The sequence below is a fragment of the Stenotrophomonas sp. Steno-C18 genome (genome assembly GCF_056393195.1).
On record NZ_JBWJOX010000002.1, the window covers coordinates 363,129 to 382,571 of the forward strand.

General features: G+C 68.4%; 15 protein-coding genes and 1 riboswitch. Of the genes, 6 read left to right on the forward strand and 9 right to left on the reverse strand.

Going from position 1 to position 19,443, the window contains the following annotated elements:
- Positions 1-96: 96 nt before the first annotated feature.
- Positions 97-317: riboswitch (cobalamin riboswitch) on the reverse strand.
- Positions 318-582: 265 nt separating this feature from the next.
- Positions 583-1,380 carry a DUF2884 family protein gene (locus AC06FE_RS06225; protein WP_192286944.1) on the forward strand — a complete coding sequence of 266 codons (798 nt, stop codon included), beginning with the start codon at positions 583-585 and terminating at the stop codon, positions 1,378-1,380.
- A gap of 76 nt (positions 1,381-1,456) precedes the next feature.
- Here AC06FE_RS06225 and AC06FE_RS06230 read toward each other — a convergent pair whose 3' ends face one another.
- The 3 genes from AC06FE_RS06230 to AC06FE_RS06240 all read right to left on the reverse strand — a co-directional run bounded on the left by AC06FE_RS06230 (position 1,457) and on the right by AC06FE_RS06240 (position 4,842).
- Positions 1,457-2,953: a vWA domain-containing protein gene (locus AC06FE_RS06230; protein ID WP_478072530.1), complete on the reverse strand. Its 1,497-nt coding sequence runs from the start codon at positions 2,951-2,953 to the stop codon at positions 1,457-1,459.
- Between the two features lie 118 nt (positions 2,954-3,071).
- The gene (gene zapE / locus AC06FE_RS06235) at positions 3,072-4,166 is read right to left on the reverse strand and encodes a cell division protein ZapE (RefSeq protein ID WP_478072531.1); all 1,095 of its coding nucleotides are present in this window, start codon (positions 4,164-4,166) and stop codon (positions 3,072-3,074) included.
- 4 nt (positions 4,167-4,170) lie between these two features.
- The gene (locus AC06FE_RS06240) at positions 4,171-4,842 is read right to left on the reverse strand and encodes an alpha/beta hydrolase (protein WP_132863620.1); all 672 of its coding nucleotides are present in this window, start codon (positions 4,840-4,842) and stop codon (positions 4,171-4,173) included.
- Positions 4,843-4,905: 63 nt separating this feature from the next.
- Here AC06FE_RS06240 and AC06FE_RS06245 point away from each other — a divergent pair, with 63 nt between their 5' ends.
- Positions 4,906-5,766 carry an EamA family transporter gene (locus AC06FE_RS06245; RefSeq protein ID WP_323437625.1) on the forward strand — a complete coding sequence of 287 codons (861 nt, stop codon included), beginning with the start codon at positions 4,906-4,908 and terminating at the stop codon, positions 5,764-5,766.
- Positions 5,767-5,907: 141 nt separating this feature from the next.
- Here AC06FE_RS06245 and AC06FE_RS06250 read toward each other — a convergent pair whose 3' ends face one another.
- The 3 genes from AC06FE_RS06250 to AC06FE_RS06260 all read right to left on the reverse strand — a co-directional run bounded on the left by AC06FE_RS06250 (position 5,908) and on the right by AC06FE_RS06260 (position 9,008).
- A complete protein-coding gene (locus tag AC06FE_RS06250) occupies positions 5,908-7,638 on the reverse strand; it encodes an ExeM/NucH family extracellular endonuclease (RefSeq protein WP_478072532.1) in 1,731 nt (576 codons plus the stop codon).
- Between the two features lie 109 nt (positions 7,639-7,747).
- A complete protein-coding gene (locus AC06FE_RS06255) occupies positions 7,748-8,266 on the reverse strand; it encodes a c-type cytochrome (RefSeq protein WP_478072533.1) in 519 nt (172 codons plus the stop codon).
- A gap of 124 nt (positions 8,267-8,390) precedes the next feature.
- On the reverse strand, positions 8,391-9,008 hold the full coding sequence (locus AC06FE_RS06260) for a TetR/AcrR family transcriptional regulator (RefSeq protein ID WP_478072534.1): 618 nt from the start codon (positions 9,006-9,008) through the stop codon (positions 8,391-8,393).
- A 145-nt stretch (positions 9,009-9,153) separates the two neighbouring features.
- On the opposite strand from AC06FE_RS06260, the gene AC06FE_RS06265 reads away from it, so the two are divergent.
- The 3 genes from AC06FE_RS06265 to AC06FE_RS06275 all read left to right on the forward strand — a co-directional run bounded on the left by AC06FE_RS06265 (position 9,154) and on the right by AC06FE_RS06275 (position 14,119).
- Positions 9,154-10,317 (forward strand): isovaleryl-CoA dehydrogenase, encoded by a 1,164-nt coding sequence (locus tag AC06FE_RS06265; RefSeq protein WP_478072535.1) that lies wholly within the window; start codon positions 9,154-9,156, stop codon positions 10,315-10,317.
- Positions 10,318-10,518: 201 nt separating this feature from the next.
- Complete coding sequence (locus AC06FE_RS06270; protein ID WP_478072536.1) at positions 10,519-12,129, forward strand: carboxyl transferase domain-containing protein; 1,611 nt, start codon at positions 10,519-10,521, stop codon at positions 12,127-12,129.
- A 19-nt stretch (positions 12,130-12,148) separates the two neighbouring features.
- Positions 12,149-14,119, forward strand: coding sequence for an acetyl/propionyl/methylcrotonyl-CoA carboxylase subunit alpha (locus AC06FE_RS06275; RefSeq protein WP_478072537.1), 1,971 nt, complete (start codon positions 12,149-12,151; stop codon positions 14,117-14,119).
- 42 nt (positions 14,120-14,161) lie between these two features.
- Here the strand turns inward: AC06FE_RS06275 and AC06FE_RS06280 are convergent, their stop codons facing one another.
- Positions 14,162-15,313: a putative peptide maturation dehydrogenase gene (locus tag AC06FE_RS06280; RefSeq protein ID WP_478072538.1), complete on the reverse strand. Its 1,152-nt coding sequence runs from the start codon at positions 15,311-15,313 to the stop codon at positions 14,162-14,164.
- Between the two features lie 104 nt (positions 15,314-15,417).
- Here AC06FE_RS06280 and AC06FE_RS06285 point away from each other — a divergent pair, with 104 nt between their 5' ends.
- Positions 15,418-15,774, forward strand: a complete 357-nt coding sequence (locus tag AC06FE_RS06285; protein WP_478072539.1) for an NHLP-related RiPP peptide — start codon at positions 15,418-15,420, stop codon at positions 15,772-15,774.
- Here the strand turns inward: AC06FE_RS06285 and AC06FE_RS06290 are convergent.
- On the reverse strand, positions 15,714-18,374 hold the full coding sequence (locus AC06FE_RS06290) for a putative peptide modification system cyclase (RefSeq protein WP_478072540.1): 2,661 nt from the start codon (positions 18,372-18,374) through the stop codon (positions 15,714-15,716). The genes AC06FE_RS06285 and AC06FE_RS06290 overlap by 61 nt on opposite strands.
- The gene (locus AC06FE_RS06295) at positions 18,374-19,396 is read right to left on the reverse strand and encodes a GGDEF domain-containing protein (protein ID WP_478072541.1); all 1,023 of its coding nucleotides are present in this window, start codon (positions 19,394-19,396) and stop codon (positions 18,374-18,376) included. Before AC06FE_RS06295 ends, AC06FE_RS06290 begins: the two co-directional genes overlap by 1 nt.
- Positions 19,397-19,443 lie beyond the last annotated feature (47 nt).

A 19,443-nucleotide genomic window follows, 5' to 3' on the forward strand; every position in this document is an offset into this window, starting at 1 on the left:
GCGGCCGCGACGGCATCGACCCGGGGGTCGGCGTCAGCAGCTCCACGTCACCAGCCGTCTTCCCCTCGAAGACACCGCAGCCGGCACCGCGCGGTGTGCTTCGCGCGGCTGTCGGCAGGTCTTCGGACTCATGGGCATGAAGGCGGGGGCCTTCTCCTACTCCGCCGCTTCCCAAGGCCGCTGCCTCAGTGCTGTGTGGCGGGGTCGTTCCCAATTACCGCTGCGGGGCAGTGCCGGACTGGCCTGAAGGCGTCACCGGCTTCCCTTTGAATCCAGCGGGGAGCAAACCCGCCGGAACCGACGACCCACAAGATAGTGGGGGTGTATGACAGGGTCAACACGAAATGTTGTGAAATTTCGCCAAGCCTTGTGGCACAAGGGCTGCGCCGCAACTGTCCGGATAATCACGATCCGAACTGTCTGAATCGACTGCGCAGTCAAGGGGTTTGACGGATTTCTTTGTGCGGAAATCAGTTGTTCTGATGGCGTGAAAATCACGTCCCGCCGTCAGGCGTGACTTTCGACCGGGGCCAACCTGCCGCCAAGTCGCGAAGCTGGCGCCATCCCAAGGACGACATCGCCATGCGCACCGCTGCCCTCGCCACCCTGCTGCTCCTGCTCCCCGTCGCCGGCCACGCCGCCACGGTGAACGCCCCCTCTCTCTCGGCCGACCAATGTGGCGTGGAAACCGACTACGACGTGCTGGTCGATGGCGGCGGCATCTGGCTGCGACGCGACACGCAGGCGCTGCGCGAGATCGTCTTCCACGACGGCGAGCTGAGCATCGATGGCAGGATGCAGCCGGTCTCGGCGGCCGATGCCCAGCGCCTGCGGGCGCTGGAAAACGGCGTGCGCCAGTTGATGCCAGCGGTCACCGGGATCGCCACCGAGTCGGTGGGCATCACCTTCGATGCGCTGGACGCGGTGTACGAGACGCTGACCGGCGACGCCAACTCGCGCAAGGTACGCAAGCTGCGGCGCGAGGCCGAGGACTTCGTGGCGCATACCATCGGCCGCGGGCGCTGGGAACAGGACGCCTTCGACGAGGGCTTCGAGCAACGCGTGGAAGCCGCCGCCGAGTCGCTGGCCGGCTCGATGGCGCGCAGCGTGTTGTGGACGGTGTTCACCGGCGGCTCGGACCGCCTGGACAAGCGCGCCGACAAGCTCGATGCGGAAATGGAACAACGCCTGGAAGCGCGCACGCAGGTGCTGGAACGGCATGCGCAATCGCTCTGCAACCAGGTACTGGCGCTGGACCGGCTGCAATCGGCGCTGGAATTCCGCTACAACGGCCAGCCGCTGCAGATGATGCGCGTCACCGGCGATGCCACCGCCGCCGTGCACGAGCGGGAAACCGGCAACAGCATCCCGCTGCCGTAAGCGCGGCCGAGGTGCCTGCCATTGGCTTGGCAGCCGAAGCCGCGCCCATCGCAGCGCGGCGACGCCTCCCTCCGGATCAGCCCTTGGGCAACCGCGCCAGCTCCTCGCGGACCAGGCGCACCACCAGCTGGTCCAGCGTGTCGACCGAATAGTTGCTCACGTCATGCGTGGTCTGGGTGCCGGCACCGCTGGCCGGGTCGGCGGCGTCCTTGTAGGTCAGGAAGATGAAACGCCCGCCGGTGTACTGCGCGATCTGGCGTTGCACGATCTCGCCGGTGGTGTCCTGGCCGGACGCGGCCACGCTGAACACCTTGATGCCCTTGCCCAGCGCCGCCAACGCGGTCTGGTCATAGCGCGGCGGCGCGTAGTCCATGTGCGGCGGCGCATCGGCCAAGGACACCAGCACGCGGGTGGTCGACGGGCCGCGCCAGCTCAACGACTGCACCGCGTGGTTGAAGGCCTCGTTCATGGCCTCGGGATAGTCGCCGCCGCCATTGGCCTGCACGCCGTTGAGCACCTGCTGGAACGCGCCGACATTGCCGGTCAGGTCCCAGCCGCGCACGAAGTACTCATCACCGCGGTCGCGGTAGGTCACCAGCCCCAGGCAGATGTCCGGGTTGGACGGCAGCCGGCTGATGTCGCGCACGATGCCCTGCAGCGAGCCGCGCAGCTTGTCGATCTCATCGCCCATCGAACCGGTGGCATCGACCATGAACACCAGGTCCAACCGCGCACGGGCCGGCGGCGCGACGTCGGGCATCACCACCTGCAGCGCGTTCTTCTGCCCACGCTGCAGGGTCGCCTCCACGCTCCGGCCGCCACGGCGCACCTGCACCTGGTAGCGCGGCGTATCGCGGTCATCGAAGGCATTGGGGTGCACCCACACCTGGCCACCGGCATCGGTACGCGCCCACATCCGCGCGCCATTGCCGGCAACGACCGACACCTCCGCATCCGGCACCGGGCGGCCCCGGGTATCCACCACCTGCAGGCGCTGGCGCACGCGGATGTCGCGGCCCAGCTGCGCGGACTCGCCATGACGCTGCAGGAACTGCTGGAACGCTCCGAAGTCGGCGTTGTCGTCGACCACGCCGGCCGTCACCGGCACCTGCGACTGCTGGCGCACCGCGACCTCACTGGCGCGGCCGGCCGGCGCCATCGCCTTTGCCGAGGTCCGGTAAGCCGCATCGGCCGCCGGGGCCGGGCGCGGCACGGGCGCCGGCGGAGCCGGCGGCGACGGCGGCATGACCGCCTCGGACACCATCGCCGCTTCGCTCTCGGCGATGGCGTGGCGGCTGCGGCGGGTGTGCTGGACCTGGCCACGATCGGGGTCGGGCACTTCGCTCAGTACCGGGGTGTCGCTGCAGGCGCTGCCTGCCGGCGGCTGGAAGTTGGCGCGTGTTTCGCGCACGCGCTGCACGCCCGGTGCCTGCAGGTCGCCTTCCACCACGGACGACGGTGGCCCGGCGGTGCGCACGGTGGCCAGCACCGGCAAGCCGACCAGCAGGGTGACGGCCGCGGCCAGGGCCGCGGTACGGGCCGGGGACCGCTTCGATGCGTGGGTGTGCTTCATGGCGCTGGCTCCTGTGCCGATGTGGCGTGCGGATACAGGAACGGCCGGGGATGCGGAACGGGGTCAAGCGGTGGTGCGCCGTGGCGCCGAGCGTGGCCCGGCACTCCCGGCGGTGCCCTCAATGGCGGTGCGGGGTACCGAGGTACTCGGCGCTCTGCATCTCGATCAGGCGGCTGGCGGTGCGCTCGAAGGCGCCGGCCAGGCGGGTGCCCGAATACAACAGCGGCGGCGGATCCTGCGCGGTGCAGACCAGGTTGACCTGGCGGTCGTACAACTCGTCGATCAGATTGACGAAACGACGCGCCGCGTCTTCGTTCATCCGGTCGAAATGCGGGATGCCACCGAGCAGCACGGTGTTGAACTCGCGCGCGATCTCGATGTAGTCCGACGGGCCACGCGGCCCCTCGCACAACGCCGGGAAGTCGAACCAGACGATGCTCTTGCCGCGCCCACGCACCGGGATCTTGCGGCCTTCGATGGCGATGTTGCCGTTGCGCGGGTCGTCGCTGCCGCTCAGTTCCTTCCAGCGGCCCAGCAGCCATGCATCGCTGTCATCCTCCAGCGGCGCGCGGTACACCGGCGAGCGGGTCAGCGCACGCATGCGGTAGTCCTCGGTGCCTTCGGCGTACAGCTCCACGCAGTACTTCTGCAGCAGCGCGATCGCCGGCAGGAAGCCCTCGCGCTGCAGGCCGTTGAGGTACAGGTTCTCCACCGCGGTGTTGGAGGTGGTCACCAGCGTCACGCCCTCGGCGAACAGGCGCTCCAGCAGGCGCGCCAGCAACATCGCATCGCCGATGTCGGTGACGAAGAACTCGTCCAGCACCAGCACGCGCAGGTTGTTGCGCCACTCCTGGGCGATCTTGGCCAGCGGGTCGCTCTGGCCCTGGTGCTCGCGCAGGCGCTCGTGGATGCCACGCATGAAGCGGTGGAAGTGGGTGCGGTACTTCTGCTCGATCGGCAGCCCGTCGTAGAACAGGTCGACCAGGAAGGTCTTGCCGCGGCCCACGCCACCCCAGAAGTACAGGCCCTTGACCGGCTCGGGCTTCTTCCAGAAGGCGGACAGGCGGTCCAGCCAGCCGTCCTGCGCCGAATCCACCAGCGCCTCGTGGATGCGGTCCAGCTCGGCCAGCGCCGCATGCTGGGCCGGGTCATCGCGCCAGTCGCCACGGGCCACGCCGGCGGCGTAGCGTTGTGAGGGGGTCAGTGCGTCCATGCGGTCAGCTGCTGCTGTCGGGCAGCCAGCGCCGCACTTCATGCTGGATCGCGCCACGCAGGTCGATCAGCTTGCGATGGAAGAAATGCGAGGTGTCGGGCATGCGCACCAGCTGCGGCGGGTTGTCCAGCGACGCCAGCCACTGGTAGACCGCCTGCGCATCGACCACTTCGTCGGCCTCGCCCTGCACCACCAGCCAGTTCGACGGCGGCTGCACCTGGCTGAAATCCCAGGTCCTGCGGCCCACCGGCGGGGCGATCGAGATCAGGGCCTGCGGCTGCAGCGCACCGGCCGCACGCAACGACACGTAGGCGCCAAAACTGAAACCGGCCAGCCACAGCGTGGCGTCCGGCCGCTGGCTGCGCACCCAGTGCGCCACCGCGCGCAGGTCATCACCCTCGCCTTCACCGTTGTCATAGACCCCTGCCGAGGCACCGACGCTGCGGAAGTTGAAACGCACGGTGGTGATGCCCAGGTCGCGCAGCGCGCGCGAGACCATGGTGACCACCTTGTTGTGCATGCTGCCGCCTTCGATCGAGAGCGGGTGGCAGATGACGGCGATGACCGGCCGCGGCGCGGCGTCGCCATCGGGCAGGTCGACGGCGACCTCCAGCGGCCCGGCCGGGCCTTCCAGGGTCAGCGTCGCCGATTCGTGGGGGAATGGGGGCGTTTGCATGCAGCCATAATACCGGCCCCGACCGGCGGCATCACCGCCGTGGTCTTCACGGTAGCCGAAACAATGCATTTCCTGTTCCTGAGCGTGGCCTGCAGCGTGCTGGTGTCGGTGTTGCTGAAACTGGCGCCACGCCGCGGCATCGACATCGCCCAGGCCGTGACCTGGAACTACCTGGCCGCCAGCGTGTTGTCGCTGCTGGTGCTCAAGCCTTCCCTGCAATCGCTGCAGGGCGGGCACACGCCATGGCTGGCCCTGCTGGGCCTGGCGGTGGCGCTGCCCGGCATCTTCCTGGTGCTGGCGCGGGCGGTGCGGCAGGCCGGCATCGTGCGCAGCGACGTGGCGCAGCGGCTGTCGCTGCTGCTGTCATTGACCGCGGCGTTCGTGTGGTTCGGCGAACAGGCCAACGGCTGGAAGCTGGCCGGGTTGGCGCTGGGGCTGCTGGCCATCGTCGGGGTGAGCGCACGCAACGGCGATGCGACGACGCCGACCGGTTCGAGCTGGGGCTGGCTGCTGGGCGTGTGGGCCGGCTTCGCGCTGGTGGACATCCTGCTCAAGCAGGTTGCCGCCGCCGGCACCCCGTCGACATCGGCGCTGCTGGTGAGCTTCGGCATCGCCTTCGTGCTGATGCTGGCCTGGCAGCTGCAACGCCACTTCACCGGCGCCTCGCGATTGGATGCCCGCAATCTGGCCTATGGCCTGCTGCTGGGTGCGATCAACTTCGGCAACATCCTGTTCTACGTGCGTGCGCACCAGGCATTGCCGCACAGCCCGGCGACGATCTTCGCCGGGATGAACATCGGCGTGGTGTGCCTGGGCGCACTGGTGGGCGTGTGGGTGTTCGGCGAGAAGACCAGCGTGCTCAACCGCGTGGGCCTGCTGCTGGCGGTGGCGGCGATTGGCTTGATCGCGCGCGGGACGCTGTAGTGCTTCTTTCCGCGGTGAGGCTTCAACCGCAACGGCAACGGTACCCCTCCCCGGCCCTCCCCTGCGCCTTCGGCGCAAGGGAGGGGGCAACGCCTTTTCCTCCCTTTGCCTCAAGGGAGGGCGGTCTTCGCGTACGGGAACTTACGGCTCGAAGCCCAGCAGCAGCGGATCATGGTCCGAGCTGCGCCATGGGCCCGGGACGTTGCGGCCCTGGTAACCGGCCTCGTCGGCTTCATCGGCGTTGGTATGCCACTCCGCCGCGCCCTTCAGGCGCGCTGCCATGCCCGGGCTCAACAAGGCGTGGTCGAGGCGCCCGGTCAGGCCGTTGTAGACGTAGCTGTAAGGCTGCTCCACGCCGGCCAGCTTGAAGGCGTCCTGCCAGCCATCGGCGGCGAGCTGGCGAATCGGGTCTTCCATCGCATAGGCATTGAAGTCGCCCAGCAGCACGGCGTCCTTGCTGCCGCTGCCGGTCGGGTCTTCCTGCAGCCAGGCATTGAGCAGGCGGGCCGATTCCACGCGGGTGGCGTTCCAGCAGCCCTGCCCGTCGTTGCGGTCCGCATCGGCACCGCTGGCTTCCGAGCAGCCCTTGGACTTGAAGTGGTTGGCCACCACCACGAACGGCGTGCCCTTGCGGCCCATGCGGAACGCCTGCGCCATCGGCACGCGGCTGCGCTCGCCGAACGGCTCGCGCTCCAGCACCGCCGGCCTGCCGACCGGGCTCACCTTCGAGCGACGGTAGATGATGCCAACGCGGATCGGGTTGTCGCCCGGCCCGTGGCCGGCATCGACGAACGCCCAGTCGCCGTCCCTGCCCTGCCCTTCGTTGATCGCACGCACCAGCTGGTCGATCGCCGAACCGGGGCCGTAGCCGTCGTTCTCCAGTTCCATCAGCGCGGCCACGTCGGCGTTAAGGCTGCGAATGGTGGTGACCAGCTTGGCCTGCTGGGCCGCCTGCTGCTCGGCGGTCCTGGCGCCTCGCAGGGTCGGGTAGCCACCGCCCTTGCCGTCACCGTTGAAGTAGTTCTCCAGGTTGAACGCCGCGATGCGCAGGCCGCCGGCCACCGTCGGCGGCTGCTGCGGACGCTGCGCCTCGGCGACGGTCAGCGGTGCGGTCAGCTGCAGGCGGATGTCACCATCAAAACGCTGGTCGACGATGCCCTGCACGTCGGTGAGCTGCGCGCCGGTACGCAGCAGCGTGCCTTCGGCCAGGTACGGCACGCTGCGCGGATCACGTTGGCTGCTGCCATCGTCCAGGCGGATGCGACGGCGGGCGTTGTCGGCGATCACCGCCGCCTGCTCCGGGCTGCCGGCGACGGCCACTTCGCTGGGCTGCCACAGGCGGCCACCGAAGGCCGCGGTCAGCTCACCGTAACGCGACAGGCCATCCTGACCGGCCAGGGTCAGCGGCACGGCGATGCGGACCTGCATGCCTTCCAGGGCTTCCCAGTTGGCCGGCACGTCCTGCAGCACGGTCACCGCCGGGGCCGGGCGGGCGGCGATGGCGGTGACCTTGTCGGCCTGCAGGGTGGTCAGGCGGTTGTCGCTCTTGCCGGCCGGCAGCTCCTGCACGGTACCGGTGATACGCAGCCACTGCCCGGGCTGCACCGCCTGGTCCTTGGGCAGCTGCACGAACAAACCGTCGGAAGTCCCCGCATCGCCATCGCCGGCGTCCTGCACATAGATGCCACCCAGGCCTTCGCGCAGGTCGGCGCTCACGGCGGCCTCGATGGTGACGGTCTTGCCTTCATGGGCGCTGCGCGCGCCGTTGCCCTGGACCTTGCCGATCGGCAACATCGCTGGCGGGGCGGCCAGCGCAGGACCGGCGCAGGCCAAAGCCAGTGCCAGGGCGAGAAGGGTGGGGGTACGGCGCATGGGCAACTCCGGTTGGCGGCGGCGGGCAAACAAAAAGCGCCGCCCGTCGAGGGCGGCGCCGGATATTGTGCAGCAGCCGATGTGACCGCAAGCCACCGAATCTGGCGGCTTACTTCAGGTTGTCGAGCATCCAGTCCACGGCGGCGTGGATCTGCTCCTCGCTGAGCCCGGCATTGCCGCCCTTCGGCGGCATGATGCCGCCGTCCGGGCCGGTGTAGCCCTCGATGGCGTGCTTGTAGAGGGTGTCCTTGCCCTGCGCCAGGCGGCTGTCCCAGTGCGCGTGGTCCAGCGTCGGCGCCTTGCCCACGCCGGTGGTGTGGCAGGCGGTGCACAGGCTGTCGAAGATCGTCTTGCCGTCGAGGGTGCCGCCATAGGCACCGCTGGCCGAAGCCGCCGCGGCGGCGGCCGCTGCAGCCGCGGCCTGGGCCGAGGCACCGGTCGCACCCGCATACACCGCACCGATCGGCGCGATGCGCTGTTCAACGCGCTTGGCCACGGTGGGCGAGACTTCGGCGGGGATGGAGTGCTGCAGGAAGTACGCGAAGATGATCAGGCCAACCGTGATGACGGCCAGAATGACGATGACGATGGAAAAGCGCTTGAGAAACTCGAGGTCGTAATTCCGCACGTCTCAATACCCCAGGCGAGTAGTCGAAGGACTATGGCTGCCGGCGAGTATAGACCAGCGTTGGGCCGCGCCCGCAACGGGTACGCAGCCTCAATGAATGCGGCGATGCACCATCAAACCGGCTTCAAACCGGCAACGCGGCACCCGCGGCACGCAGGCACAACGTGCCGATCGCATCGACCAGATGCTCGCCATCGCGCAGGCCATCGCGGCTGGGGGCGACGGGCCCGACCAGTGCCTCGGTGAAGGCACCGACGATGCAGGCCGCGCTCACGTCCAGGTCCTGCGGCGGCAACTCGCCGGCATGCACGCCGTCGGCAAGGATGCGCTTGAACACGTCACCGAACAGGCGCCGGCAACGGATGCGCTCGGCCTCCACTTCCGGATCCACCGGCTCGGCGATGAAGGCATAGGCCAGCCATGGCCCGGCCATCGCGCGCCGCACGAACGAAGCCACCGCCGCGTGCAGGCGTTGTGGCGCCGGGCGCGCTTGCCCGGCAATCGCCGACAGGATCTCCAGCTCATGTTCCACCGCCGCGGTCAGCACCTCGACGAACAGCTCCGCCTTGGACGGGAAGTGGCGGTAGATCAACCCGGTGGAGACCCCGGCCTCGGCCGCCACGGCAGTGACCGGTGCATTGCGGTAGCCGCCGGCCGCGACCAGTCGCCGGGCGGCCGCCAGGATCGCCTCGCGGTTGCCGGCGAGGCGCTTTTCCATCAATTCCGAGCGTTTGTAGGCCATGGAGTGATTCTAAGTTCAATTTTTGAATTTGTATTCACTTTTTCATGAAGACCGGCTAGGCTGCGCGCAAACGCCCGTGCGGACGGCCGCAGCCGTCACCCCCACCCCGGAGCGCCCCCTCGCCTGGTTGTACTGGAGCCGCCCCATGCACGTCCCCACCCTGTCCTTCGATCTCGGCGAAGAGATCGACATGCTGCGCGAAAGCGTGGCCCAGTTCGCCGCCGCGCACATCGCCCCGTTGGCCGCGGAAGCCGACGCCACCAATCACTTCCCCAACCCGCTCTGGCGCCAGCTTGGCGAGCAGGGCCTGCTCGGCATGACCGTGGAAGAGGAGTACGGCGGCACCGGCATGGGCTACCTGGCGCATGTGGTGGCGATGGAGGAAATCTCGCGCGCCTCCGGCGGCATCGGCCTGTCCTACGGCGCGCATTCCAACCTGTGCCTGAACCAGCTGCGCAAGAACGCCAGCCAGGCACAGAAGCAGAAATACCTGCCCAGGCTGTGCAGCGGCGAACACGTCGGCGCACTGGCGATGAGCGAGCCGGGTGCCGGCTCGGACGTGGTGTCGATGAAGCTGCGCGCCGACAAGCGCGGCGACCACTACGTGCTCAACGGCAACAAGATGTGGATCACCAACGGCCCGGATGCGGACGTGCTGATCGTCTATGCCAAGACCGACATCAACGCCGGTTCACGTGGCATCACCGCCTTCATCATCGAGAAGGGCATGAAGGGCTTCTCCACCGCGCAGAAGCTGGACAAGCTGGGCATGCGTTCGTCCAACACCTGCGAGCTGGTGTTCCAGGACTGCGAAGTGCCGGTGGAGAACGTGCTGGGTGAGGTGGGCGGCGGCGTGAAGGTGCTGATGTCCGGGCTGGACTACGAGCGCGTGGTGCTGTCCGGTGGCCCCCTGGGCCTGATGGCCGCGGCGCTGGACGTGGTGCTGCCGTACGTGCACGAGCGCAAGCAATTTGGTGAAGCCATCGGTACGTTCCAGCTGATCCAGGCCAAGCTGGCCGACATGTACGTCGGCTTCAATGCTTGCCGGGCATACGTCTATGCGGTGGCCAAGGCCTGCGACCAGGGCCGCACCACGCGCCAGGACGCCGCCGGCGCGATCCTGTACTCGGCCGAGAAGGCAACCTGGGCCGCTGGCGAGGCGATCCAGATCCTCGGCGGCAATGGCTACATCAACGAGTACCCGACCGGCCGTTTGTGGCGTGATGCCAAGTTGTACGAGATCGGCGCCGGCACGTCGGAGATCCGCCGCATGCTGATCGGGCGTGAGTTGTTCCAGAAGACCGCATGATGCCGCTTGAGCCCCTCTCACGTTCACGGGAGAGGGGTTGGGGTGAGGGGAAGCTCCGAGCACGCGGACTCAACGTCCGAAGAGCACCCTCATCCGCCCCTTCGGGGCACCTTCTCCCGCGTGCGGGAGAAGGGAAGCAACCGCCCTGCTCCCGCCTCGGCGAGCCCGGGCATGCTCCAGAACCTCCAGGATTCCGCCGCCATGACCACCCTTACCTCCCAGCTGCAACCCGGCAGCGACAGCTTCGAAGCCAACCGTGCTGCCATGCAGGCGCAGGTTGACGATCTGCGCGCGACGCTGGAAGCCACCGCGCGTGGCGGCAGCGACGCGGCGCGGGCCAAGCACACCGCGCGCGGCAAGCTGCTGGTGCGCGAGCGCATCGATGCGCTGCTCGACCCCGGCAGCCCGTTCCTGGAAGTCGCGCCGCTGGCCGCGCATGGCATGTACGACGACCCGGTGCCCGGCGCGGGCATGGTCGCCGGTATCGGCCGCGTGTCCGGCGTGGAGTGCCTGATCGTGGCCAACGATGCCACCGTCAAGGGCGGCACCTACTACCCGGTCACGGTGAAGAAACACCTGCGCGCGCAGGAGATCGCGCAGCAGAACCGCCTGCCCTGCATCTATCTGGTCGACTCCGGCGGCGCGTTCCTGCCGCTGCAGGACGAGGTGTTCCCGGACCGCGACCATTTCGGCCGCATCTTCTACAACCAGGCCAACCTGTCGGCGCAGGGCATCCCGCAGATCGCCTGCGTGATGGGCAGCTGCACCGCCGGCGGCGCGTATGTGCCGGCGATGAGCGACGAGACGGTCATCGTCAAGGAACAAGGCACCATCTTCCTCGGTGGCCCGCCGCTGGTGAAGGCCGCCACCGGCGAAGTGGTCAGCGCCGAAGAGCTCGGCGGTGCCGACGTGCACACACGCATTTCCGGCGTTGCCGACCACATGGCCGACAACGACCTGCAGGCGCTGGCGCGGGTGCGTGCCATCATCGCCAGCCTCAATTGGCACAAGCCCACGCCAGGCGTTGCGCTGCAGGACGGTGAAGCACCGCTGTTCGACGCGCATGAGCTGTACGGCGTGATCCCCAGCGATACGCGCAAGCCCTATGACGTGCGCGAAGTGATCATGCGCGTGGTCGATGGCTCGCGCTTCGACGAATTCAAGCCGCGCTACGGCAACACGCTGGTCACCGGGTTCGCGCACGTGCATGGCCATCCGGTCGGCATCATCGCCAACAACGGCATCCTGTTCTCGGAGTCGGCGCTGAAGGGCGCGCACTTCATCGAGCTGTGCTGCCAGCGCAACATCCCGCTGGTGTTCCTGCAGAACATCACCGGCTTCATGGTCGGCCGCAAGTACGAGCACGGCGGCATCGCCAAAGACGGCGCCAAGCTGGTGATGGCCGTGGCCAATGCGCGCGTGCCCAAGTACACGGTGGTGATCGGTGGCTCGTTCGGCGCCGGCAACTACGGCATGTGCGGCCGGGCGTATTCGCCGCACTTCCTGTGGATGTGGCCGAATGCACGGATCGGGGTGATGGGCGGCGAGCAGGCGGCCAGCGTGTTGGCGACGGTGAAGCGTGATGGCATCGAAGCCAAGGGTGGGCAGTGGTCGGCATCGGAAGAGGATGCCTTCAAGCAGCCGATCCGCGACCAGTTCGAGCAGCAGGGGCATCCCTACTACGCCAGTGCGCGGTTGTGGGACGACGGCGTGATCGACCCCGCCGACACCCGCCGCATCCTCGGCCTGGCGCTTGCCGCCAGCCTCAATGCACCCACGCAGGACACGCGCTTTGGCGTGTTCCGCATGTAACGGCGACCGGAGACCTTCCATGTTCAACAAGATCCTGATCGCCAACCGCGGTGAAATCGCCTGCCGCGTCATCAGCACCTGCCGGCGCCTCGGCATCGCCACGGTGGCGGTGTACTCCGATGCGGACCGCAATGCGCGACATGTGCGACTGGCCGACGAGGCGGTGCATATCGGCGCCGCGCCGGCGGCAGAAAGCTATCTGCGTGCCGATGTGATTCTCGAGGCGGCGCGCCGCACCGGTGCGCAGGCCATCCACCCGGGCTACGGCTTCCTGTCCGAGAACGCTGGCTTTGCGCGTGCCTGTGCGGACGCAGGCGTGGTGTTCATCGGCCCACCGGCCAGCGCCATCGATGCGATGGGCGACAAGAGCGCGGCCAAGGCGCTGATGCAGGCCGCGCAGGTGCCGTTGACGCCGGGGTATCACGGCGAGCGACAGGAACCGGACTTCCTGCGTGCGCAGGCCGACGCCATCGGTTATCCGGTGCTGATCAAGGCCAGCGCCGGCGGCGGTGGCAAGGGCATGCGCAAGGTCGAGGCCAGTGCCGACTTCGAGGCCGCCCTGGCCAGCTGCCAGCGTGAGGCGCAGTCGGCGTTCGGCAATGCGCACGTGCTGGTGGAGAAGTACGTCGAGCGCCCGCGCCACATTGAAATCCAGGTGTTCGGCGACAGCCAGGGCAACGTGGTGTATCTGTTCGAGCGCGACTGCTCGGTGCAGCGCCGCCACCAGAAGGTGCTGGAGGAAGCTCCTGCTCCCGGCATGACGCCCGAGCGCCGCGCCGCGATGGGCAAGGCCGCGACCGACGCCGCACGTGCGGTGGGCTATGTGGGTGCTGGCACAGTGGAGTTCATCGCCGGGCCGGATGGCGATTTCTATTTCATGGAAATGAACACCCGCCTGCAGGTCGAGCACCCGGTTACCGAGCTGATCACCGGCACCGACCTGGTCGAATGGCAGCTGCGCGTCGCCTTCGGCGAGCCGTTGCCCAGGGCGCAGGAGCAACTGCAGATTCACGGCCATGCGCTGGAAGCCCGCTTGTACGCCGAAGACGCCGACCGCGGCTTCCTGCCGTCCACCGGTACGTTGCGCCACCTGCGCCTGCCGCAGGCCACTGCCCACGTGCGCGTGGATGCCGGCGTCGAGCAGGATGATGCGATCACCCCGTACTACGACCCGATGATCGCCAAGCTGATCGTCTGGGATGTGGACCGCGACCGCGCCCTGCAGCGCATGCAGCGTGCATTGCTGGACTGCCAGGTGGTCGGGGTGACCACCAACGCCGCGTTCCTGCGCCGGCTGGTGATGACCGATTCGTTCCGCCATGCCAACCTGGACACCGCGCTGATCGAGCGCGAGCGCGAGGCGCTGGACATCCAGCACAACGCCGCCACGCCGGCCGACTGGGCGGTGGCCGCGGTGCTGGTTGCCGGTGAACAAGGTCAGGCGCGTGCCGATGCGTCAGCGTGGGATATCGCCGACGGCTGGCGCCTGACCGGCCCGGCCGCACGTGCGGTCACGCTGGAACACCTGCAACAGCAACGTACGCTGCGGGTGCGGCGCATGGCCGGCGGTTGGCAGGTACACGACGGTGACGGGCTGCTGCAGGTCCAGGGCCGCACCCGCGATGCCGGCTATGCGCTGCAGATCGGCGACCGGCTGCACCGCGGCGACAGCGTGCGTGATGGCAACGCGCTGCACGTCTTCGGCGATGACCGCCAACTGCGCTTCACCGTGCACGACCCGGTCGCCGATGCCGCCGACACCTCCGACCATGGCGGCAGCCTGCTCGCACCGATGCCCGGCCGCGTGGTCACGCTGCTGGTCGCCCCCGGCAGCACCGTCACCCGCGGCACGCCGCTGCTGGTGATGGAGGCGATGAAGATGGAGCACACGTTGCAGGCGCCCGCCGATGGTCTCGTGCAGGGCTTCCGTGCCAAGGCCGGCGACCAGGTGGGCGACGGCGCGGTGCTGGTGGATTTCGAGGCCAGCTGAGCCCGGCCCGGCAGGAGGACGGCAGGCAGCCAGGCCCCGGCCTCACCACACCGCCCGGTTCGGGTCGAGCTCGGCGATCTCCTGCTGCTCCGCGCGCCAGCCGAAGCCGCCCACGGCAAACGGGCCGGCTTCCATCGGCGGCAACCCGAAGGCCTGCTCCAGTTGCACCTCATTGATCGCCGCGGTGACGAACGCGCCCAGCCCCAGGTCGGTCGCGCTGAGGTACAGGGTCTGCGACAGGTGGCCCACGTCCAGCATCAAGGCGCGGTAGGCCTTGGGGTGATGCTGGTACTTCCAGTGGCTGCGTGCGATGCGCGGCGCATAGACGACCAGTACCGGCGCCTGTGCGAACCAGTGCTGGCCGGCCAGGGCATCGCGCGCCAACTGTTGCAATGGCAGCACCGGCGCCGGCAACGGCCGCAACGCATGCTCGCCGGGGCGGTAGTGATACAGGCCCGCGGTGATGCCCTCCACGCGCTGGACCAGCAGGTAGGCCTCGGTCGCATGCAGGCTGCCCCCGGAGGGGGTGTACTTCTTCAGGAAATCGACGCCCTCGCCCTGGCGCACGCACGCCTGCGCGGCGAACACACGCTCCAGCATCCGCGAGAACAGGTCCTGTTCCAGCAACCTGTCCGGGTCGAAGTTCCGGCAGGTCACGCGTTGGGCCATCAGCGCCTCCAGTGCGCCAGCCGCGCTGCGCGGCAGCCGCAGGTCCGGCCCGGCCGCTTCCCGCTCGATCGTGGCCGGCGGCGGCGTGCCACAGGCACGCAACAGGCCGGCGATGTTGTCGGTACCCAATCGCTGCATCGACTGGACGCTGTCCACGCCATCCCAACGGGCCGCGTGGTGGGTGATCGCGGCCAGCGGCCACCAGCGCAGCGCGCGATAGCGCTCGTCCGCCTCGCGGTGCGGGCCGGATGCCGGTGCGTCGGCGATCAGCAGGCCACACTGCAGCAACCGCGCCACCGCCGCGTCCAGTGGCACCTGCCGTTCTTCCCAGGCGTCGGGACTGAAGCGGCCCATGAGCAATACCTCGTCATCGGACAGCGGTTGCGCCGCCTCCAGATGCGGTGCCAACGCCAGCCAACGCCGTTCGCGCACCAGTCCATTTCCGCCTGACAGCAGGTCACCCAGATCGAACCGGCAGTTCTCGCGCGGCTCGATCACAACGGCGGTACAGCGACGCACTTTCATCGGTATCATCCTCGGGCCGTGCAGGGGGCACGGCGCAAATACATTTCATTCATGACCGGACGGGCGTCTGCGACGCCTTCCCCGCCGGGCAATGGCGGACGACGATGAACACATCTTCAAACGATTGCGACCAGGCGCCCGAGCACCCGGGGCTGGACCCCGTGCTAGCCGACATCCTGCTGGAAAAGCTGTCCACGGACGACGCGTTCCGCGAACGCTTCCAGGAAAACCCGGGCAACGCACTGGCCAGCCTGGGCGTGGCGGAGGCACAAGCGCTCATCGACCATGCGCCGAAGCCGGGCGACCTGTTCTATTGCATGACCACGCACTCACTGGCCAGCAAGGAAGAGATCGCCTTCGCCCGCGAGCAACTGGCCAAGCACCTTTCCCAGCGGGGCAATCACAACGTGATCTTCTGCTTCGAGGCCGACAGGATCGCCTCTGCCCTGGACCGCAGCTGAGGCGGCATGCGTTCCTGCGGCCAGCGTGCCAGCAGGCGCGCCACTTCCTCACCCGCATGACCTGTCTTTCCCTGCGCGGCCAGGGACTCGGCCAACCACAGGCTGGCCATCCGCGCGTCGGCCACGTTCAACGGCTGCAGTGCCTGGGAGGCGTTGGCCTCGATGTAGGCGCGGCCGCGTTGGCTTGAAAGCCAGCGCGCCTGCGCTTCAGCCTCCGCATGACGACCGGCCTTGCTCAGCAACCCGTAGAGCATGACCCGTGACTGATACATGTCGTCAGGTCGCGGGGAAAGCAGCGCAATGGCCCCCTCCAGATCACCGGACTCGCCCTGCACCCCTGCACGGAGAATCCGCTCGAAGGCACTCAGGACGCTGTAGCGGGTGTCATCAGGCAGTCTCCCAACGCGGGCCAGTGCGTCCTGGGCCAGGCGCGTGTTTCCATCACGCAGCCCAAGGCCTGCATTGACGAGCAACATCGTCGCAAGGTCGCCACGATTCTGCGGGTCCCAGCTTGCCTGCGCCAGTTCCTCGCTCAGTCCCCGCGCGACCAGCTCGCGACGTTGCTGCCTGCCTTCGGACAGCTGCACCTGGTCCACGACGGAGCGGATGAGCTGGAACTGCTGGTACACGAACGGATCGCTCGTCCGGGACGCCGTACGCGCACGCTCGGACAGCATTTCCGCCTTCTGCCAATGCCCCTGGTCCAGGGCGATGCTCACCCGTTCGATGTAGGGCAACAGGTCCACGCCGGGGCTGTCCATTGTGCCGACGCCCTCCAGGATCCGCTCCGCGTCGGCATGCCGGTCCATTACCGCGTAGGCCGCGGCAACCCGCCGGGCATGGCCAATCCTGTTGGCCTGGCCCGCTGCGGTGAAGTGGGCCAGCGCCCTGTCCGGCATGCCCTTGGCCAACCACAACCTGCCGACGTAGTCGGCGGCGTAGTTCCGCAGCGGGTCCTGCGGAACATCTGCCGCATCGGCATACGGCAACGCTTCATCGAAGCGATTGGCCACATACAGGTGCCAGGCCGCATTCGCCTGCCCGGCGAAATCATCGGGATACAGGCCCGCCATCACCTGCCACTTCTCCAGGGCCTGCGAAGGCATCCTCAACTCGGCCTGCCAGGCATCCAGATAGAGCCGCTCACGGTCGGGCAAACGTGCGCGCAGGGCCAGCGCCTTGTCCAGCCACGGCAATGCCTTCGGACGCTCCGAGAGCGCGGCGTGGGCACGCGCGATACCCAGATAGGCCTGGGCGAAATCGGGATCGATCCGCGCCGCTTCGAGGTACATCTGCCGCGAAACCTGCCAGTTACCGTCCCGTGCGTTACGCAATCCAAGCGCATAGGCGCGCAGCGCCTGGAGGTTGGAGGTGGTCACGGCGGGCAGCGGGTCGGATGCGGCCTTCACCGACACCGCCGATTCGCCCAGGCGCGTGCGCAGCCGGGAAGCGAGCCCATCCACCGAACCCAGCACCGAACCCACGCTCGCGCCTTCCATCATCTCGGTCAGCACCGTTGCCTGGGTGCGGGGATCGACCAGTTCAACACGGAGCCTCAGCTTCCCGCCGACTTCGGACGCGGAGGGAAGGATCACCAGGCGCGCCCCATCACGCATCGCCACTTCGGAGGCCAGCTTGCGATCCAGCCGCGTGGTCGCCGGATCACGCCGCATGCGTGACAGCGTGTCACGCGTCTTCATGTCGCTCAGGACATTGACGTACCGCGACTGCTCCAGACTGACCCGGAATGCCTGCGTGACCGAATCATCCAGCATGGTGTTGCCGGTACGGTTCTCCAGGTCCGCCAGCACCACCCAGTCCCGTTCGGCGAAGGCAATGGCCGGTTCGGGGCGGACCATCACCCAGGCGGTGATCGCCAGTGCCGCCACCAGCACGACCTCGGCCACCAGCGCCAGCGGCCTGCGCCACATCGGCAGTTCCCTGCGTGCCTTGGCCGAGGCCGCCGGCATGCGCATCGGCGCGCGCCCCGCCTCGCCGACCTCGATTACCTCCTGCGCGGCGGGAACGCCCTTGAAGCGCCAGCGCCCGTGCGACTTCCACTGCAGCCGGCCGCGCCGCTCCCCCATGGCCTGCAGGTTGCCGCGCAACAGCGATTCGGCCACCGGCGACAACAGGATCTGGCCCGGCCGCGCGAGGTTCATCAACCTCGCCGCCATCGACTTGGCCAGGCCTTCCACTTCCAGCGGCTTGGCGCCCACGGCAACGGCTTCGTCGCTGTTCTGCCACGACAGCACGTAGCCCACGTGCAGGCCCACCCGCGCCTGCAGCGACAGGCTCCGCTCCGCCCCCAGCGCCTGCAGTGCCTGCTGGTAGTCCAGGGCGAAGCCCAGGCCACTTGCCGGAGCGTCGAAGAGCAGGAACATGCCGTCGGAGCGGTCGATCAGGCGGCCGTTCCAGACCTGCAGCAGCTGCAGCACGCGGGTGTCCAGGTCACGGAACAACTCGGCCGCGGCGTTGTCGCCGATCCGTTCGATCAGCGCCACCGAGTCGCACAGGTCGGTCAGTACCAGCGTCTTGAGCTGGCGGCGGGCAAGGGAGGGGTCGGCGTCGTCGGCCACGTCATCACTCCACGCGGCCATCAGCCCGCGAACCACTGGGCGCGGTTGCCGCCCAGGCGCTTGGCCTCGTACAACGCCTGGTCCGCGCGCGCGTAGGCCTCGTTCCAGTGGTAGGCCGCGTTGACCAGCGACACGCCGATGCTGACCGAACGCGCGCCGGGCTCTGCCCCCGGGAACGCGGCCAGGCTGCGCATCGCATCGAGGATGAACTCGGCGGTGCGCATCAGGTGCAGTGCATCGGTACGGCACAAAAGCACGCAGAACTCATCGCCGCCGAGGCGGCAGGCCAGGTCGTCCTGGCCGACCACCGAGTCGAGGATGCGGGCCAGGCGCTGCAGCGCCTGGTCGCCGGCAAGGTGGCCATGGCGGTCGTTGAGCCCCTTGAAGTCATCGCAGTCGATCAGCAGCAGGCCCTGCGGACGCTGCCCGGAACGGTGCGAGCGCTGCAGGTAGGCGGTCAGCGAGCGCCGGTTGTGCAGCCCGGTGAGATCGTCGTTGTAGACCATCTCGCGGGTGTGGTTGAGCTCGTGGGTGGCGCTGTAGAGATTGCCCAGCGCCGCTTCCAGTTCCTGGTTGCGGCGGCTGAGCTGGCCGATCAGGCGCTGCTCGCTGACGACCACGCGCGAGACCGTGCGGCGCAGGAAGAACACCACCATCGCCGGGTCCTGCTCGATCAGCTGCTCGAACCCTTCCTGGGTCAACTCGATCAACAGGGTCTCGCAGCTGGCGCGGGCATCGGAGCTGCGCGGGTGGCGCTCCATCAGCATGGCCAGCTCGCCGAAGAAGTCATTGGCCGCCAGCTGCTTGGCCGGCAGGCCCGGACCGAAGTCCAGGCAGATGGCACCGCTGACGATGATGTACATCGAGGTGCACAGGTCGCCGCGCCGGAACAGCACCTGGTCCGCGGCCAACCGGCGGCGGACGCCGAACGAAGCGAACAGGGCGAACTCCACGGGCGAAAGCTGGGCACGCAGCGTCGATCCCCCTGCGGCCGACAGACCTGCGGGGGGATCCGTCTGCTTGGCCAGACCCCCGGACACCATGCCGCTCATTCCCTGCCTCATGGACCCCCGCCATGCATGGCGGGTTG

Excerpts from the sequence above, each read along its gene's own strand:
- AC06FE_RS06225 (WP_192286944.1), top strand. The coding sequence starts at position 583 with ATGCGCACCGCTGCCCTCGCCACCCTGCTGCTCCTGCTCCCCGTCGCC.
- AC06FE_RS06230 (WP_478072530.1), bottom strand. The coding sequence starts at position 2,953 with ATGAAGCACACCCACGCATCGAAGCGGTCCCCGGCCCGTACCGCGGCC.
- zapE (WP_478072531.1), bottom strand. The coding sequence starts at position 4,166 with ATGGACGCACTGACCCCCTCACAACGCTACGCCGCCGGCGTGGCCCGT.
- AC06FE_RS06240 (WP_132863620.1), bottom strand. The coding sequence starts at position 4,842 with ATGCAAACGCCCCCATTCCCCCACGAATCGGCGACGCTGACCCTGGAA.
- AC06FE_RS06245 (WP_323437625.1), top strand. The coding sequence starts at position 4,906 with ATGCATTTCCTGTTCCTGAGCGTGGCCTGCAGCGTGCTGGTGTCGGTG.
- AC06FE_RS06250 (WP_478072532.1), bottom strand. The coding sequence starts at position 7,638 with ATGCGCCGTACCCCCACCCTTCTCGCCCTGGCACTGGCTTTGGCCTGC.
- AC06FE_RS06260 (WP_478072534.1), bottom strand. The coding sequence starts at position 9,008 with ATGGCCTACAAACGCTCGGAATTGATGGAAAAGCGCCTCGCCGGCAAC.
- AC06FE_RS06265 (WP_478072535.1), top strand. The coding sequence starts at position 9,154 with ATGCACGTCCCCACCCTGTCCTTCGATCTCGGCGAAGAGATCGACATG.
- AC06FE_RS06270 (WP_478072536.1), top strand. The coding sequence starts at position 10,519 with ATGACCACCCTTACCTCCCAGCTGCAACCCGGCAGCGACAGCTTCGAA.
- AC06FE_RS06275 (WP_478072537.1), top strand. The coding sequence starts at position 12,149 with ATGTTCAACAAGATCCTGATCGCCAACCGCGGTGAAATCGCCTGCCGC.
- AC06FE_RS06280 (WP_478072538.1), bottom strand. The coding sequence starts at position 15,313 with ATGAAAGTGCGTCGCTGTACCGCCGTTGTGATCGAGCCGCGCGAGAAC.
- AC06FE_RS06285 (WP_478072539.1), top strand. The coding sequence starts at position 15,418 with ATGAACACATCTTCAAACGATTGCGACCAGGCGCCCGAGCACCCGGGG.
- AC06FE_RS06290 (WP_478072540.1), bottom strand. The coding sequence starts at position 18,374 with ATGGCCGCGTGGAGTGATGACGTGGCCGACGACGCCGACCCCTCCCTT.
- AC06FE_RS06295 (WP_478072541.1), bottom strand. The coding sequence starts at position 19,396 with ATGGTGTCCGGGGGTCTGGCCAAGCAGACGGATCCCCCCGCAGGTCTG.